Source organism: Globicatella sulfidifaciens DSM 15739, from assembly GCF_900167405.1.
Classification (GTDB): Bacteria; Bacillota; Bacilli; order Lactobacillales; family Aerococcaceae; genus Globicatella; species Globicatella sulfidifaciens.
Map to the genome: position 1 here is coordinate 1 of NZ_FUWO01000008.1, position 18,142 is coordinate 18,142.

17 protein-coding genes are annotated in these 18,142 nt (G+C 35.0%); 2 read left to right on the top strand and 15 right to left on the bottom strand.

The genetic code is table 11. The features are described from left to right. Positions 1-165: 165 nt before the first annotated feature. From B5D12_RS05345 to comGA, 14 genes are all read right to left on the bottom strand, one after another. Complete coding sequence (locus B5D12_RS05345; RefSeq protein WP_078755833.1) at positions 166-1,371, bottom strand: LPXTG cell wall anchor domain-containing protein; 1,206 nt, start codon at positions 1,369-1,371, stop codon at positions 166-168. A gap of 1,076 nt (positions 1,372-2,447) precedes the next feature. Further along, positions 2,448-3,440: a hypothetical protein gene (locus B5D12_RS05350; RefSeq protein ID WP_078755834.1), complete on the bottom strand. Its 993-nt coding sequence runs from the start codon at positions 3,438-3,440 to the stop codon at positions 2,448-2,450. Between the two features lie 19 nt (positions 3,441-3,459). Further along, complete coding sequence (locus B5D12_RS05355; protein WP_078755835.1) at positions 3,460-4,926, bottom strand: DUF1538 domain-containing protein; 1,467 nt, start codon at positions 4,924-4,926, stop codon at positions 3,460-3,462. Positions 4,927-5,162: 236 nt separating this feature from the next. Continuing rightward, complete coding sequence (locus B5D12_RS05360; RefSeq protein ID WP_078755836.1) at positions 5,163-6,443, bottom strand: serine hydrolase; 1,281 nt, start codon at positions 6,441-6,443, stop codon at positions 5,163-5,165. A gap of 430 nt (positions 6,444-6,873) precedes the next feature. Beyond that, positions 6,874-7,323: a transcription antitermination factor NusB gene (nusB, locus tag B5D12_RS05365; RefSeq protein WP_234982918.1), complete on the bottom strand. Its 450-nt coding sequence runs from the start codon at positions 7,321-7,323 to the stop codon at positions 6,874-6,876. Then, positions 7,313-7,744, bottom strand: coding sequence for an Asp23/Gls24 family envelope stress response protein (locus tag B5D12_RS05370; RefSeq protein WP_159443868.1), 432 nt, complete (start codon positions 7,742-7,744; stop codon positions 7,313-7,315). The genes nusB and B5D12_RS05370 overlap by 11 nt, the downstream gene beginning before the upstream one ends. Positions 7,745-7,804: 60 nt before the next feature. After that, a complete protein-coding gene (locus tag B5D12_RS05375) occupies positions 7,805-8,866 on the bottom strand; it encodes an aminopeptidase P family protein (protein WP_078755839.1) in 1,062 nt (353 codons plus the stop codon). A gap of 251 nt (positions 8,867-9,117) precedes the next feature. Beyond that, positions 9,118-9,876 (bottom strand): hypothetical protein, encoded by a 759-nt coding sequence (locus tag B5D12_RS05380; RefSeq protein ID WP_078755840.1) that lies wholly within the window; start codon positions 9,874-9,876, stop codon positions 9,118-9,120. Continuing rightward, positions 9,866-10,291 carry a competence type IV pilus minor pilin ComGF gene (locus tag B5D12_RS05385; RefSeq protein ID WP_159443869.1) on the bottom strand — a complete coding sequence of 142 codons (426 nt, stop codon included), beginning with the start codon at positions 10,289-10,291 and terminating at the stop codon, positions 9,866-9,868. The genes B5D12_RS05380 and B5D12_RS05385 overlap by 11 nt, the downstream gene beginning before the upstream one ends. Then, positions 10,263-10,595, bottom strand: a complete 333-nt coding sequence (locus tag B5D12_RS10055; RefSeq protein ID WP_143412045.1) for a type II secretion system protein — start codon at positions 10,593-10,595, stop codon at positions 10,263-10,265. The genes B5D12_RS05385 and B5D12_RS10055 overlap by 29 nt, the downstream gene beginning before the upstream one ends. Continuing rightward, positions 10,576-10,989, bottom strand: coding sequence for a competence type IV pilus minor pilin ComGD (gene comGD / locus B5D12_RS05390; RefSeq protein WP_159443870.1), 414 nt, complete (start codon positions 10,987-10,989; stop codon positions 10,576-10,578). The genes B5D12_RS10055 and comGD overlap by 20 nt, the downstream gene beginning before the upstream one ends. Further along, positions 10,979-11,323: a competence type IV pilus major pilin ComGC gene (gene comGC / locus B5D12_RS05395; protein WP_078755843.1), complete on the bottom strand. Its 345-nt coding sequence runs from the start codon at positions 11,321-11,323 to the stop codon at positions 10,979-10,981. Before comGC ends, comGD begins: the two co-directional genes overlap by 11 nt. 17 nt (positions 11,324-11,340) lie before the next feature. Beyond that, the gene (comGB, locus tag B5D12_RS05400) at positions 11,341-12,417 is read right to left on the bottom strand and encodes a competence type IV pilus assembly protein ComGB (RefSeq protein ID WP_078755844.1); all 1,077 of its coding nucleotides are present in this window, start codon (positions 12,415-12,417) and stop codon (positions 11,341-11,343) included. Beyond that, a complete protein-coding gene (gene comGA / locus B5D12_RS05405) occupies positions 12,371-13,381 on the bottom strand; it encodes a competence type IV pilus ATPase ComGA (RefSeq protein ID WP_078755845.1) in 1,011 nt (336 codons plus the stop codon). The genes comGB and comGA overlap by 47 nt, the downstream gene beginning before the upstream one ends. A gap of 255 nt (positions 13,382-13,636) precedes the next feature. On the opposite strand from comGA, the gene B5D12_RS05410 reads away from it, so the two are divergent. Together B5D12_RS05410 and rnjA are read left to right on the top strand one after the other, a co-directional pair. Then, positions 13,637-13,852 (top strand): DNA-directed RNA polymerase subunit epsilon, encoded by a 216-nt coding sequence (locus B5D12_RS05410; protein ID WP_066125911.1) that lies wholly within the window; start codon positions 13,637-13,639, stop codon positions 13,850-13,852. A gap of 1 nt (position 13,853) precedes the next feature. Further along, the gene (rnjA, locus tag B5D12_RS05415; protein WP_078755846.1) at positions 13,854-15,581 is read left to right on the top strand and encodes a ribonuclease J1; all 1,728 of its coding nucleotides are present in this window, start codon (positions 13,854-13,856) and stop codon (positions 15,579-15,581) included. Between the two features lie 382 nt (positions 15,582-15,963). Here the strand turns inward: rnjA and B5D12_RS05420 are convergent, their stop codons facing one another. Then, entirely contained in the window at positions 15,964-18,141 is a 2,178-nt protein-coding gene (locus B5D12_RS05420; protein ID WP_078755847.1) for an alpha-galactosidase, read from the bottom strand. Position 18,142 lies beyond the last annotated feature (1 nt).

The following is an 18,142-nucleotide window of genomic DNA, read 5'->3' on the forward strand; positions in this document are numbered from 1 at the left end:
GTTAAAAAATATATTGAAAATCAATTAACAGAATACAATGACGGTCGCCCTAGAACTTGATTCATCCATGTAATGAATGACACGGTTTTCTCAAGGGGCGACTGTAAATAAAAAATCATCTACCCTACTCAAAATATTCTTGAATAGCAAGTAGATGACATTGTATTATAATTTTTCTTTTTTATTAAAGATTACTAATAACAATCCCAGAACCAGTAGCGGTACCACTATCATCATAATAGCTCCTGATTTTTCACCCGTCAAAGGTAATTTACGACGATTATTATCTTGATTAGGAACAACAGCTTGTAAGTCCTCAATAGTTGTTTGTCTAGTCGTAACTGTATTTTCAGTACTGTATTGCGATTGAGTCAACTCAGTAGTTTCATTGGATGTTGCCATCTCAGGAATCGTTGGTTGTTCATCAACGCTAGGTGTTGTTGCCTCATGACTCATTTCAGTGACAGTATCGCTTTGCATATTCTCGTCCTGTACGGTAGTAGTTGTCATTGGCGCATTATCGGTTATGGTATTTTCTTGAAGAGTCTTTTCTCTATCCAAAGCAGTTTTAAGCTTATTTGTTAAGCGTCGATTATTTTCTTTCTCTTTTGGTGCTTCTGTTTTGGGAACGATATTTAAATGTAAATTATAAGGTGACTCTGTTAATGTAAAAGCACCTAAATAAATTGTATTAGTCTCATCTAAAACGTCTCCGTTAACTCCTACTTTATAAGGCATGGTTGCCCAATATTCTTGATTTTCCAACGAAATCGTTAGGATTTCAGCCGTCATATTACTAGGCTGATTAACAACCCAGCCACTAATATCAGGCTGTTCAATTGTAACGGTCTCTATTACAGGGTCACTTGCATCACTAATAATCATTCCCGAATTGGTAACAACCCCTTCATGGAAGACAGCTGAATAACCTATGACATCATCATAAATAAAAGTCAAGGTTTGATTCACTAATCTAAGTGACGCAACAGGTAAAGCATATTGACCATCACCAAGATCTATGTAGAGATGACTTGAAGTTTTCAATATTGCTTGTAATTTTTCTAAATCACTTTGAAGAAAAATCGCATCATCTTTTTGATAAACTACTTCGTCGGCAGTATTTTTAATAATGATTTGATAAAACTGATCCGCTACTAAATAATCGGCGACTTGTGCCCCTATTAGCCCTTCCGGTACCTCAACCATTGTACTGACGGTGGTCGACTCTTCAGTTGTAACCGTCGTTTCGCTATTAGTTGTTTCGGTACTAGTTTCATGGCGTACCGTGGTTGTTTCATTTGCTTTTACGGATATGTTCGGAAGACACATTACTTGGAAAAGGCAAATTAATCCAATGACTAATTTTTTCATAATTTTATCCTCCTAAAGTTATTACATTTATTATAACATGTTTGACATATTTTAAACAATAAAGAAATATTCGCAATGATTCGTCAGACTTTTTCGGCGCGATACTATTATCCTATATTAATGCCACTGACTGGCCAATATGCATAACCGTCTAGTAAGTCACTCACATAAAATAGTCTCTCTTCATAAGTGCGAGGTCTTCAATGGATGTAATATCAAAATATCGAAAATTATACTTAAGGTTCACCAAGATACATTCGTTGATTTAGGTTCTAAGGTAGCAATAAAAGTAGGTGTCACCTTTACAATTTCAGCTAGCTCTTTAGCAATTATTTTTTGGTCTTAACTCATTCACGCATTGTGCTACATCCCGTTTTTATCTCTATTTCAAATCTAGTCTATCACTTATATTACTACTTTTCAAACACCACTTAACCCTTAACAATTCTTGCATTTATAATGAACCAATAATTATTAAGTCGAAAACATATTTTTAAGCACAAAGCTACAACTGAACCATCAGCTGTAGCCTTGTAATTTATGCATTATTTAGGAGTAATACTCTCTATTATTTCCTCAAATTGTCATTAACTTTATTCTCTGTATCTTCTACAATATCTTACAACTCTTCAAAATTTTCTTAGCATCATTGGCTAAACTTTCATTATTCTAGCAAGATTTCTCGTCTTATCTTCAGCTACTCATTGGTGATTATTGACCGTTTCATTTAAAACTTCTTTTGCTTTTCCAGCCAATTGATCTTTTTTAGCATCTAATTTCCCTTCTGACATCATTATCTTCCTATCAAAATCAGTTACGGAGTGGACAACAAGTAGAAAATCAAATGATTTTCGTTTTGTCTGTCCACTCCCTGAAAAGTCGATTAAGTCTCAAACAAATCATTACAACACAGATTGAGACCACTAACCACAGCACTATTAATTAAAGTGTTGGATTCAAACATAATTATTATAGTTTTTGCCCACACCTTAATATAAACAACGAATCTTTCTGAAAAAAATTAGTTTGTTCTTAATTTATGAATACTAAATAAAGAATACTTCCGTGTAAGTTGTTTAATTCTCCTGATACAAGCCATAAGCCCCATGTACTGGAATTGTTAAATAGACTCCTTTATGCGCTTCATTCATTTTAGCTGACGATAAAATATCATGATAGGCTGCTTCAATCTTTTTCGTCGTATCGATAGTAAAGAGAATTTTCTTTTGTGGATTCACTGTAATATTAAAAATCTTCTCCATCATTTCTGGTGAAACCGATCCATGACCTTTCAAGCTAGTTCCACCATTCATGCGATGTTTTTTCATAATCTTAATATACTCTTCTTCTAATTCTTCACTGACAATCGATATTAGAATTTCTCTTTCAGAATCGGTCTTTAATGGTGTTAATGAGCGATTACGTGAAAAATTATGGATATCAATACTCAATACGGACATACCTTTAGTTTGAGTGCATTGATATGATTTTTCCATCACAGTGAAAACATCTGGTACTTGATCACTTTCAACCACACTTAAAATAACATCTTTTTGTGGTGCAAATACTAGGCCCATCATTTGTTGACGTTCCAGAATACTCTCACCTTTTCCAGTAAAAATCGTTGCGCCTGCAGTTGAAACTTGATTAATTTTTTGCACAATTTCTGAGGCACGACCGTGTTTAAAACTTAATACCATTAATTGATAATCAGCCTCTGTCTCATTCCAATCATTATTTTCTAGCATGTAGTCACGACTTAATTGGAAACCAGTTTTTAAAACAAAAACAATTCCATGATTCGGTAAATCCATTTTAAACGTATTTACCAAAGACTTTAAGGCTGGAATTAACACACTTTCTCTTTCAAAAATCATCACAAAATCACGACGGTCATGACGAATAGATAATAGATTCAATAATGGTGAGCCAATTAATCCCGTTGCAGGACTAACCACTCCTCCATTTAATCCTAATTTAATCGCTTCATTAATAAAGCGGGCACCTTCATTATGGTTCAGAACCGCTATTGCTAATAAAACAGGATCTTTTTTAATCGTTTTAGTCATATATACATTACTCCTCAAATTATTCCTGTTGGTTTTGTTCAATCTTAAGATAAACCCAACCTAATATTTCTATAAATAAAATAGGCACCATGGCCACTACCGCAATCATACCGAAACCATCAATAATGGGATCAGAGACCGGGCTAGCAATGGCGATTCCTTGAACATATGCAAAGATAAAGGTACCGGTCATTGGGCCACTGGCTACTCCACCAGAATCAAACCCCATCCCTACAAATAACTTTGGTACTTTATGTGACAGCAATATAATTAGTAGAAAACCTGGTAATAAAATATGCCATAATCTCATAGAAGGATTTAATATTCTTAAAACTGTTAAGGCAATGGCAACACCTACTCCTGAAGAAATAAGCACTAATACTAAATTCTTTGAAATAGAGCCCCCGGTTTCATCTTCGATTTGGTTAATTAAAACATAAATGGCTGGTTCTGCTAATATCGCCATCACACCCAATATAAAGCCAATTAACACTAGAACCCATTGTGCTTGCGTTTCATACAAAGCTCCGCCTAAATATTGACTTATAGGCATGAATCCTGCCGAAACCCCAGTTAAAAATAGTACGAGACCAAACATTAAATAACCTAATCCAACCATAATATCTTTAAAGGTTTGAGGTGTTTGCTTTTCAATAAAATAGTGGTAAATAAGAAAAATAACTAATAAGGGAATAACTCCGACTACAATTTGACCAATACTAGATTTTAAGGATTCCCATACAATTAGGGCAATCGATTGGTCTAATGGTTCTTGTTCAATAAACTGGCCTGCTAAAGACTGTCTCGAAAACAAACCCAAAATCAGCATTGCTAAAATCGGTCCAATGGAAGCAATCCCAACTAAACCAAAACTCATATCATCTTGTTCAATTTCTTCATTTGATAATGAAGAAATACCAGCACTTAATGCCAGTACGAAAGGAACCGTTAGAGCACCTGTCGTCGCTCCTGATGAGTCAAAGGCAAAAGTCACCATTGCTTCATCCACAAAAATAGCAAGAACAAAAATAAGTACATAAAAAATCGTCACTATTTTTGAAATATTCCAAGCAAAAACAATTCTAAGCATCCCTAAAGCCAGCAAAAACGCCACACCTAAAGATACGACGACGACGACTAATATCTGACTTAAACTTTGATTGGACATTGTCGCTATTTGATCCCCTAATATTGTCAGAGAAGGTTCGGCAATCGAGACAATAAAGCCAATCAAAATTCCACCTGCAACTAATAATTTGATATTTCCTGTTTTAGTTAAACCATGTCCTAAAATATGTCCCATTCTGGAAATACTAATATCAACACCAAGTAAAAATATGGCTAATCCGAACAGCACTAATACGACACCAATAGCAAATAGTGTAAATTGTTTTTGCGTTAATGGGGTTAAAAACAAATGAATAATAACAACTAAAATTGCGATGGGGATTACTGCCATCATAACCTCTTTTAACTTCTGAAGCATTCACATTCCTCCTTTTTTAAAAAAATTTACTAATAATATTATACCATCAATTTTATTCTATTCAAACAAACGGAAATATCCTTAAATACACACTGTTATAGATAATAGACTTTAACTGAGACTAAAATCGTAAATATCTATAGCAACATTTATTGACTCAAATGCTCTGCACCTTCATCGGTGTCTATCTTGATGGGTGCCATACAAATCCCGTTCGCAATATATTCTACTCGGTGCTATTCAATTTCAATGAATAGTTCGCTTACTACTTTTCCTAGTTTATTCATCGCTTTCAATTGTTGTTCTTTTTGGCCTTCTTGAGATAAGAAAACTAAGATGAAGGCACCATTTGGCGTCTCAATAATGGCCGCATCATTTTGCACACCATAGTCTTCAAAATTCCCTGTTTTTCCATAATAAGTAACGTCACTCGGCAGATTTCGCGCGAGCATTTGTCGATCTGTTTGCTGCTTTAAAACAGCTAACATTTTTTGTGAAGCTGACTTTGATACCAATTTTTCTTGATAAATATCTGCTAAAATTCGACCAACATCTTCTACCGTCACATAATTATCTTCCCCGGCTTTTAATGACTCAAGGTCAACCATCAACCGCTTTAATTGCACATCAGAATATCCCAGTTCCACAATTATGTTTTGAACTTTCTCTATACCACCTATTAAATTAATCAGAATATTAGTGGCGGTATTATCACTAATGATAATCATTTTCTCAGCTAAGGTTAATAAGGTTAATTCCGTACCATCTTGCATGTTTTGAATGTCCCCTGTTCCCGAGACCTTATCTTCTGCTTTTAAGACATATTGTTCTGTTAAATCCATTTCCCCTTTTTCTACTTGCTCAAATAGCGCCGCAAGGACAAAAAGTTTAATGATACTAGCTGATCGCATCGGTTGATTATTTAAGATTAAAGGTTGTGAACTAGTCTTATGATCAAGCGCTTGGTAATAGAGACTATATTCTCCGTCTAATGAATAAATTAACGGATTAAAAATACCTTCTACTTTAATATTCGGTAACCATTGTTGTTTATTTTTGTTTTCGACAATTTTAGGTTTTTCTTCATGTGAATCCCTAATAGTTGTTTGCGCAGATGTCGTTGTTAATATTGATTCTTCCGATTGAGTAGCTTCTTCAATAGAATGCTTAACCTCCTCTTCTGATTCTGCTAATGCTTCAGACTGGTGACTTTCAACTTGAGACTGAGAATTTTCTGCTTTCTTTGGTTCACTTTCACTCAAGGATGACATGTTGTAAGACTTTAATGGGTCATAATTAGTTTCTTCTGTATTGCTCGATTTATTAACCACTGATTCACTGATAGAAGTTTGCTTCTCTGAAAATAATTGCTTTATAGGGTTTTTCCCACTTGAATTCACTACTTGCATCGCCACTAATAGTACCGCAAGAAGCAATCCTGTCCCTAATAGAGGACTAAAGGACATTCGTAAATGTAACTTTTTTCGATTATGTTCTGATTTTTTATTCTGTTTCATTCTTCAATCCTCCTTGTAATACAATTATAAGTGAATTAGGAAATGGTATTCAATTAGAAACCATTATCTTCACACTATTTTCTTTCACTCATTTTTTATCAGTTGATCGAACGGATTAAATAAGCACGATAGACTGTTAAAAATATAATGCCAAACGTGTTACCCTAACTCTTTGATAACCAAGGTAATTCGCAGTTTTATTTTAACAATCTTAGAAGACATGTAGATTTCCCAGATGAATTTTGATTGCTAAGGTCAGTCGCACTCTTATTTTAACGGCCAGTGCTTCACTCTATTGAATAAAGTCAAAAAAAGAAAGATAGAACCATTAAAGTTGCTATCTTTCTTTTTATCTTCAATGTCTATTATTGTTTTACTATTCAACAGAGTGCGTCACCGCAAAGGTTGACGGCTTCAACTAAGCCAAACTCTATTCTGTCTCTATTTGTTTTAAATATTCAGATAACACACCACTAACAAAGCGACGCGATTTTTCATCACTGAATAATTTACTTAAGTCAATTGCCTCATTGACTGCCACTTTAGCTGGTACCGTTTCACGACTCACATACATTAATTCATATAGTGCGACTCTTAAGACTACTAAGTCAATCCGATTTAAACGATCAATTGTCCAATCAGATAAGTATTTTTCAATCGTTTGATCAATCTCATCACGATTTTCTTGGACCCCTTTGATTAACTCAAATAAGTATTGGTCTTCGACTTCGTCAAAACCCGCTTCTGGATCATTACCAGCTTCCAATGCAAATTCAGTTGCAACTTCTTCAGTTAAATAATCAGGCGCATCTACTAATTGAAATAAAATTTGGACCGCTTTTTCACGGACTTGGCGTCTTTTATTTAACTTATTCGTCAACTGTGTCACCATTTTCTTCATCTAAATGAAATAATTCAGATCCTGTTGTTTCAGCTTCTACTGAAATTACATGGACATTCACTTCATCAATCACTAAATCCGTCATAAATAAAATTTGTTCTTTAACACTTTCTTGAACATTCATCGCTACATCAGGTACCGAATAACCATATTTTACACGAATATCAATATCGACGGCAATATGATTGTCTTGACGCTTAATCTTTGCACCCGTTTTTTCACGTTCTAAACTAAAGAAACTCCCTGAAACCTTTTGGAAAGATTGTTTACTAACATAAACACCAGCTACTTTTTTAGTTGCTTGAGCGGCAATAGTTTCCAGTACCGATGTTGTAATGTTAATTTCACCCAATTGAGGGGTTCCGTGAGTATTCATTGAAGTATTTTCATGAGTTGTCATATGCTTTCCTCCTCTTTTTCTTTCTGCTATCCCCATTTTAACGGATATAACATCGAAATGCTATAAAATTATCAAGTTCTTAGGACTACGATTCAAACCATAGGCGCCATCTTCAGTGATAACCAAGTCATCTTCAATCCGAACACCGCCCAAACCTTCTACATATATTCCTGGTTCATTAGTAATCACTTGATTCACTAATAATGGTTGTTCATTACGGAAGTTTATACCTGGTTGTTCATGCACATCAAGCCCTAGTCCATGTCCGGTACTATGGCCAAATGCTGGTCCATATCCTTTTTCAGTAATATAATCGCGTGCTACGGCATCTAATTCTTTACCTGTCATCCCCGCTTTAGCTGCTCTATTGACACGTTCATGTGCTTCTAGGACGATATGATAAATTTCTTCCATTTTAGGCTCGATATGTCCGACCGCAATCGTTCTAGTCATATCGGAACTATAGCCGTGATAGTAACAACCAAAGTCTAATGTTACCACATCACCCTCTTCAATTACTTTATCACTCGCGACTCCATGTGGCATGGCTGAACGTAATCCGCTGGCAACAATCGTATCAAATGACATCGCAGAAGCTCCTTTAGATTTTAAGAAACGCTCCAATTCATTAGCTACTTCAATTTCTGTTACACCTGGTTTGATGAAGGTTAAAATATGCTCGAATGCTTGGTCCGTTATTTCACAAGCTTCTTTGATGATTTTAATTTCATCTTCTGATTTTACTGAACGAATTGTTTCTAATAATAATTCTGTTTCAATCATCTCAGCGTCAAATAAATCTTTTAATTTCAAGTAAGTTGCGACATTCATTTCATCTGCTTCAATAGCAACTGATTGAATATTTTCTTGCTCAATAATTTCTGCAACAGCATTAAACGCACCGTTTTTATGGATAATAATTTCGAAGCCTTTTGCTTGTTCGGCTGCTTGAGTATTATAACGAAAGTCTGTAATAAAATATTGTTGGGTAGGAGTAACGAATACCACTCCTGCTGAACCGGTGAAATTAGCTAAATAACGAACGTTTTTTAAATTCGTTACCAATATACTTTCGGCATTGTATTTCGTTAATTTTTGTCTTAATTGTTCAACTCTAGACATCTGAACACCCCTCTAAATAATTTAATTATATTGTATCAAAGAATTACCATTTTGTCGCTAATTAGATTATATCGTAATTCTATGACTTTTTGCATTGCTTAAAAAAAGATGTGAATGAACAGAGCAATTTCTGTTCACCCACACCCAAAAGTATAGAATCATAAAAAGCATCATCATCGATCTATTTTACTAAAAACTTTTAACATCTTATCACTTTTTTTTCGATGATTATACATTATTTAATAATGATATTATGGAGCTATCGCTTCTTCCAATATTATCACTTCCGATAGTATTAAAAAGCCTACTTTTTCATTTAATTGTTGTTGTTGATAAAGCTGATGTCCAGCTTGATCATAAACCGTAACTTGTCGACCATCCGCATTGTTTTTGACCTTAACTTGTCCGATATTAAAGTCAAACTGGGTATAAGGCGCTGGTTGAATGTTCAGTTGTCCTTGAAAATTACGTCTCTTGTTAGATTGTTGCTCCCACCCTAGTTCACTCAAAGAATGCAATAGTTCTTGCACTTGATTTTGAATCGGCGCTTCATCAAATACTTGGGGTAATTTATTAGATAGCACCACCCCTTCTACTAATAATTCATCTAATCCTCCATCATTTTCTATCTTTTGCATAGCTTGTTCTTCGATATAAATTTGATGAGAGATAATGTGGATTTGTTGCAGGTCTTGTTCTTCAACTTGAATCATTGTCAATTGTGAATAAAAGTTGGCTTCATCCATAACGACCCCGTGTCTAGGTAATAAATAAGTGGTTTGATGTTCGATTACTTCGTTTAACCGCTGAATTAATTGTTGAATACCATCCTTTTCTTTCAGGAAAGTATTACTAATCGTCAACATACTTTGTCCTTGATAGTAACCCGCAATATCTCGGTAACGCAATGATTGAATTTGGTTATAGTTCAATAAACTAATATAGGTTAAGTGAGATAAAAACATAAAGACTATCACAATGGGCAACGCCAATGCTTTATTATTCTTCATATTTTACTATTCCGAAAAATTTTTGTTGATTTTGATAGGTGACCATCACTTCAATCCAACTTCCCTTTTGATTTAGTTCCCATGATTGTACTTGATAAGCATAGGGATGATGTCCTGGCTTTTTATAAATTTTATTGTTTTCTAACACAATCTGATAATAGCCAGCCTCATTTTTCATCTTAATCGTATTATGCTTCACCTCTTCCACTTGATATTGTCGCAACTCTGCTTCCAATAATGATAAAAACTGGTGTCCATCGGCCGATAATTCTTGTGATTGAGCGAAACGAACCCTTTGATAACTGTTCATAATTTGATAGATACCATGCATCATTAGACTAATCACCATCAAACTAATTAATGCTTCAATCAAAATCATTCCTCGATTATTGTAAATTGAGCAATTGGACTTCATATTGATTGCCTCCATCAAATACAATTTGATAAACCCCATTATTGGCTTGCCATGTGACTCCTTCTTCATATAAAAGAGTGTAAGCCTCTATGCGCGTATCTAAATCCAACGATGTTTGTTGTTGCGACATTTGGATTAAATCATCAAATAGTTGCCATTGATTGGCAACTAACTTTAACTCCTCTAGTCGCTGTAATTCTCTATGATAAGCTGGTAAATACAACATCAACATTAAACTAAAGATAATAAAAGCAACCATACTATCAACTAAGGCGAATCCTTGATTATTCTGTTTGTACCACAAATTTACCACTTCCTAATTGAAAGACAATTTTAACATGGGGGCCTTCGTTAGTATATAATGTAACCGTTCGAAATTGATTGACTCGCCCATTTGCTAAATAATCAAAAATAAAAGTTTGATTAAAATATAATGTTTCGGGTAGTTGCAGGTTGCGATCATTAAAGCGAACCTCCTGTCGGGATTGATCAAAGGTTACCGTATAACGTTTATTATGAAAGAGTGCTTTCTGCTGGGTATAATTCAATTGTGCGACTAATTGATCCACAAACAGACGATTTTCAATTTGATTAGCTATTTGACAATGAGGGATTTTTATCATAAGTAATATTAGAAAGCTAATAATAATTAAATGAATCAACATCTCAACTAAAGTAAAACCCCTATTATTGTCCACTATCACTACTAATCGGAACGGTAATAACGGTGTCTGGACTTAAACCTAATAAACGTTCTGCTTCATCAGCTTGTTTTTGTGTCAAATAACCTTCACTAACTAATAGCGTTAAGGTCGCATCATCACTCTTTTCAACTAACTGATAGGTATTCACTTGTGTCTCCACAATTTCAGCAATATTCTCAGTTGCTTGGGTCTCAATCCGCTCTTTTTGTCCGGAAACATTTGGAATAATAATCGCCATCAATAATCCAACGATAATTAAGACAATTAACATTTCCAAAAGCGTAAATCCCTTGCGATTGCTGAAATGTTTGATAATTTTTCTTTTCATTTTTCTACCTCTTTCTTTTATAAACCTTCCATTGTTAAGATTGGTAACATCATCATCAAATACATTCCCATGACTAAAAGCGCAATCAAAACAAATAAAATAGGTTGCAAATAATTAATTTTTTTGGCGACATCTTCCATTAATTCGGTCACTAATTTATTTGAAAACAGTAGACACTTCGTGGATAGTTGACTGGTCAATTCACCTTGATAAACAATCATCCCTAATTCCGGTTGAAATAGTCTTAAAGCGTTTAAACTATCACTTAGCGCTTCTCCTTTCTTTAAATTTTCTGTTAAATAGGCCGCCACTTCTGTTAAAAAAGGATCAATCGGATATTGTACAATAAAATCAAAAGTCTGCTGTAAAGAAAAACCTCCTTCTAAAAAATAACCTAAATTTTGGGCCACTTTATATGTACAATAATATCGAATCCATTTATTTAACAGAGGAATTTTTAGTAATAGCTTATAACGATGCATCGCACTTTTTCGGAGTAAATAGACATCAATAAAAAAATATCCCAAAATACTAATAGCAAATAGACTGATTAATATTTGAGGTAAATAAGAAAAAAATAAAACTAATAAACGAATAAGTGGCGTGTTTTGATACACTTCAACTGAAATAAAACTAAGAATATGGGGAAGTAGAAATATTCTCATGCCTAATAATAACGCAATTAAAAAGACAAACATAACGATCGGATAAGTCAATGTCTTCACTATTTTTTGACGATAATCAGCTCGAAGCTTTAAAGACTCCGAACATTTTTGTAAAGCCGGATGAAACCGTCCCTGTTTTTGTCCATAAAAAATTTGCGCGACAATATCCAAAGAAAATCCAATTTGTCTAAGTCCTCTTTCTAGTCCTGCACCTTGTTCTAGTGATTGCACTATAATTTTAATCAGCTCTCGATATTGAGGCATCAGTAATTCCATAAAGACTAGCGCTTGATTTAATGAAAAGCCTTCTGATAATAACTCAAATAAATTTTGTAAAAAGAGTGCCTGGTCCTTGGTTTTCACTTTTTTAGGTAAAGGACGTTTAAACCACTTCAAACTGATGGTAGCTTTTACTGGTGATGTATCCATATGACCATGCCTTTCTTAAATAATCATTAATCTCTGGAAAACTCGCCTCCCCTTGTGATAAAACCTCTTGCAATGTTGAACCAGCTAACACCTCAAAAATAGCGGCTCGCCCTCCTAATTTGGGCTTAAGGACAGATGTGCAAGGCACCAATCGTTGGGAAATAACCCCGATTAAAGTTTGACGAATTTGTTCATTACTGACTGATAATTCTTGTAATCGACCAATCACGCCTAAAGTATTTTTGGCGTGAATCGTCGCAATCATTAAGTGGCCCGTTAATGCTCCTCTAATTACCATTCTGGCGGTTATCTCATCACGAATTTCACCAATTAACAAAACATCAGGATGATGACGTAAAGAAGCTTTAATTAAGACATCATAATCTATATCCGCTCTTAAATTGACTTCTGTTTGTAAAAAGGTCTCTTCGATAATCTCGACAGGGTCCTCCATGGTAATCACTTGCAGTGGTTCTTCTTTCATTCGCTCACGTAGTAATTGATAAATAGTCGTTGTTTTTCCTGAACCGACAGGCCCAGAAAATAATAACAATCCACTTTTTCTTCTCACTAATTGTCTTAGGTGTGCTAGTTCATTCGGAAAATAAGTCATCAGTGCTTGTTGATGATGCGTTACTTGTCGAATTAAACGAATCACCAGTGATTCCCATAAGTTCACATTAGTGATGGTCGATAAACGCAATTCTACTGCACCACCTGCTAGCTGATAATGAATCGAACCAGACTGTGGCTTACGCTTCTCACCTACATCCAAATTAGCTAAAAATTTAAAATAACTAATTAATTTACGGCCCCAAACTTCACTTTCATCTCTTTGAAATAACATTTCACCATTTACTCTAAAGTAAATGGCATACACTTGATGTCTTGGCAATATATGAATGTCGGATGTGTTTTCAGTTAATGCTTCTTCAATCATTATTTTCGCTTGTTGTTCAATCATTTCTTACCACCTCTTTGACCGGTCATCATTAAATACGCAAAATATTATCAAACACTTTTTAAGTAAGCCTTTTATTAAATTAAAGTTTCTATACTTAATCCACTTTGTATGATAAAATATTGATAGCATAGACCGTTTAAACAGTTTTTACCATTAAGTTCGTGTTCTTATGCGATCAATTCGCAATAAAATTTCATTGCAATGCACGTTTTGAAAGCTTTTAAACCCAGTAATAAAAAATAAAAGGAGATTCATATGATTTTTAAAGCAACATATCAAGAAACTAAAAACCAAGTTCCATTAAGAGAGAACACTAAATCACTTTATATCGAAGCAGATAATATTGTGGAAGCTCGCGCTAAATTTGATGAGAATACACCATACAATATTGAATATTTACAGGAGTTATCAGAAGCTCATTTAGAATATGAGCGCGAACATAATCCTGATTTCAAAATAATGGAGTTTTAGAATGTCTACGACACTTAAAAATAACGAAACAGGCATTTTTGCTCTAGGTGGATTAGGTGAAGTTGGAAAAAATATGTATGGTGTCCAATTTCAAGATGAGATTATCCTACTAGACTGCGGTGTGATGTTTCCGGAAGATGAATTATTGGGAATTGATTATGTCATTCCTGATTTTCAATATATTTTACAAAATAAACATAAAGTATCGGCATTAATTATTTCCCATGGTCACGAAGACCATATCGGAGGCGTTCCTTATTTGTTACAACAAATAAATGTTCCTATTTATGCCGGTAAATTAGCTAGTGCATTAATCCGTAACAAATTACAAGAACGCGGTTTGTTGAAAGATGCGAATATCACTGAAATTGACGAAAATACCGTTTTACGCTTTAGAAAAACGACCGTTAGTTTTTACCTGACAACCCATAGTATTCCCGAAGCATATGGCGTAGTAGTTAAGACACCTCCTGGCAATATTGTCTTTACAGGGGATTATAAATTTGACTTTACTCCTGTTGGCAAACCAGCCGATTTGCATCGCATGGCTCGCATCGGTGAAGAAGGAGTTTTAGTGTTATTAGGTGATTCCACTAACGCAGAAATCCCAACTTTCACTAAATCAGAAAAAATTGTGGGTCAATCAATTAAGAATATTATCCAAGGAGTTCAAGGACGAGTCATCTTCGCTACTTTTGCTTCGAATGTTTCACGACTTCAACAAGTAGTCGAAGTCGCCAAAGAAACTGATCGTAAAATCGCAGTCTTTGGACGCAGTATGGAATCGGCGATTAAAACCGGTCGCGAATTAGGCTATATCGAAACGGATGGTCAAGATCTATTTGTTGATGGTCGAAACATTGATTCCGTAGACGGTAATAAACTGATTATATTATGTACCGGATCTCAAGGTGAGCCGATGGCTGCTTTAAGTCGTATTGCTAATGGTACCCATCGTCAAATTTCGATTCAACCGGAAGATACAGTAATTTTTTCTAGTTCACCTATTCCAGGCAATACCATCAGTGTCAATCGTGTCATTAACCGTTTAACTGAATTAGGTGCCAATGTGATCCATGGTAAAATTAATAATATTCATACCTCAGGACATGGTGGGCAACAAGAACAACTGTTAATGTTACGTCTAATGAAACCTAAATATTTCATGCCTGTCCATGGTGAATATCGCATGCAAAGTATTCAAGCAGAATTAGCACAAGAAACCGGTATTCCAAAAGAAAACTGTTTTATTTTAGCCAATGGTGATATGCTAGCTGTCACTCAAAATAGTGCTCGTGTGGCGGGTAATTTTCAAGCACAAGATGTTTACGTTGATGGTAGTGGTATTGGTGATATCGGAAGTATCGTCTTACGTGATCGTCATACCTTGTCAGAAGATGGTTTAATCATCGTCACTGCGACAATTGACTATCAAAACCATGCGTTAATTAGTGGTCCTGATATTATGTCTCGTGGCTTTATTTATATGCGTGAATCCATTGATTTAATCAATGAAATGCAAAATCAATTACGTTCAGCCATTAATCGTGGATTAAACGAAAATGGTGCTGTGGTAACTGAAAAAATGATTCGCGATGTGATTTTTGATACGATTTATCCTCTCATTCACGAGAAAACGGAACGTAAACCAATGGTCTTACCAATCTTATTAGACATTAATAAAGGTGTCCGTAAACGGGTAACTTCTAATAATCAATCACAAAATTAATCATTTAGCTAAACGCTTTGAAAGATATTTAATAAAATAGACTCCCCTTAAAAGTAGCTACCAAAAATGGATACTACTTTTAAGGGGGTTTTTATATGCACGTGAGTGGTAACGGATAACTATCTATACTCTTTAAGAGTCATTTTATCTCTTATAAAGAGGCTGAGCATCAACTTGATAAACTTGGTAGAGTGAGTGCTCGATAATTAACAGCGCAGGAGGAGGACAGACGAAGCGAAAATTATTCGATTTTCTACTTCTTGCCCAATCCCTAAACATTTTAGCAAAGTAATAAATTTTTATACTGCTTAACTTATTGGTCGATTGTTCGAAATATAAAAAAGCGGACAAAAACTCGTCCGCTTCTTATTACGATTAGTAACTATTTTATTCTTTTAAAGACCCATTGTTGACTCACAAAATCTCCAGGAGGAAAATTCAATGAAATCCCCGCATACATTAATTCTGCACCAGAATAAATAATGTGTTCTTTTCCGACTAATTGATAATCAGCATTTAATTCTAAGTGTTTCAGTTTAACAACGGGTTCCATTTTCTCCATGGTTGACAATACTTTAACAACTGTTAATACAACTGTTTCATCATTATAATGTTGAACCGCTGTATAGTTTTGTGGTTGATTGCTTGAATCTAAAGGATTCATTAGACGTACTTGTTTCCCCAATTGAATAACGGGGCGAATTGTTTTATAGGTTGCCACTTGTTGGCTCACTTTCATTAATTGCGCTTCGGTCATAGAGGTAATATCTAATTCATAACCTAGATTCCCCATCATCGCTACATGCCCTCTCGTATTCAAGCTAGTCATACGCTTCATTTGATGGTTAGGTGCAGCTGAGACATGCGCCCCCATATGAATAGCCGGAAACAGCATCGAGGATCCATATTGAATATTTAAGCGTTCAATCGCATCGGTATTATCACTGGTCCACGTCTGGTCAAAGTAAGCCATCATGCCTAAATCATTGCGGCCACCACCACCTGAACAAGACTCAAAAAGAATATTAGGATATTTATTCGTTAAATAAGATGCTAACTCATATAATCCTAAAACATACTGATGTGACTGCTTCATCGTATCTAAATAAGTGGAGCCATTTCCAACATCTGAAATATTACGATTGCTATCCCATTTTATATAATCAATCTTATGATTAGCAAGTAGTTCATCAAAGGTCGCTTTCAAATACGATACTACTTCAGGATTTGCTAAATTTAATACTAATTGGCTTCTTGAATATGTATGACTGCGTCCTGGAACTTGAATAACCCAATCAGGATGCTGACGGTATAAATCCGAATCTTCAGATATCATCTCCGGTTCAATCCAAAGTCCAAATTGAAGCCCCAAATCATGAACATAATCGATTAATTCCGATAGCTCTCCCCCAAGTTTCTCGGTATTGACGACCCAATCACCTAATGAACTGAGGTCATTTTGCCGCTTACCAAACCATCCATCGTCTAAAACAAACAATTCTATACCCACTTCAGCTGCTTGTTTGGCAATGGCTTTTAATTTTTTAGAATTGAAATCAAAGTAAGTCGCTTCCCAATTATTGATTAAGATAGGACGCAATTGATATTGGTGCGGTTGCGGTAAAACTTGCGCTTGTATAAATTGATGACTCAATTGTGTTAGTGCATTTAGACCTTGATAAGTATGCTGATAAATCACGAAAGGTGTATCAAAACTCGCTCCCGGTGCTAAATCATAACTAAATTGTGTTTCGTTAATCCCTATCCCTAATCGCAACTCGCCTAATTGATTGGTTTGCGCAAATGCTTCAAAATTTCCACTATACATTAATTGTAAACTTAAAGCTTCACCATATTCTTCTTGCGTTAGATGATCTAATAAAATTAACGCGGGTGTTTGACCATGACCAGATGATCCTCTAATAGAGCCGATTTCTATTAAACCTTGCTGAAGTGGTTGTCGAACAACTTTACGTTCCATGCCATAATACCCTTGTAAGGTCATTAAATCATATTGGCCATTTGGTAAATCAATCATAGCACTAAGTAATTTGTGCACATTAACCGTTTCATCACCGATGTTTTCGATTTTGGTAAACTGTCCGATAGTAGAATACTCTGGATACGTAACATAATAAAGATGCAATTTAAGACTGGCCACTTCATCGATTAACTGTAAATGTAAAATTTCACTTTCAGCCGTTAAACGTGGCATCGGTAAGCCTTTAGGTCCATCAAATTCCTTTAAAACTTCTGCTGATTCAAATTTGAAATCAGTCACTTGATTTTGATGATGCTCAATAATAACAGATGGTTGACGAAAATCACTACGACCTAATTGTCCTACGACATGACGCTGGGTATCAGGTGAATAAGTACGATCATCACTATAAGGTCCACCCGAAAACGCATGGTCTTTTTCAACTAAGGGATTCGATTGACGATACTCGTCAATCGCTCCTCCAAGATGTTTAACCGTCACATAACCATGATGTACGCCAAGTATTAATGAAAACTGACCAGCAATAATATTAAATAATTGGTCTTGTACTTTAATCAAT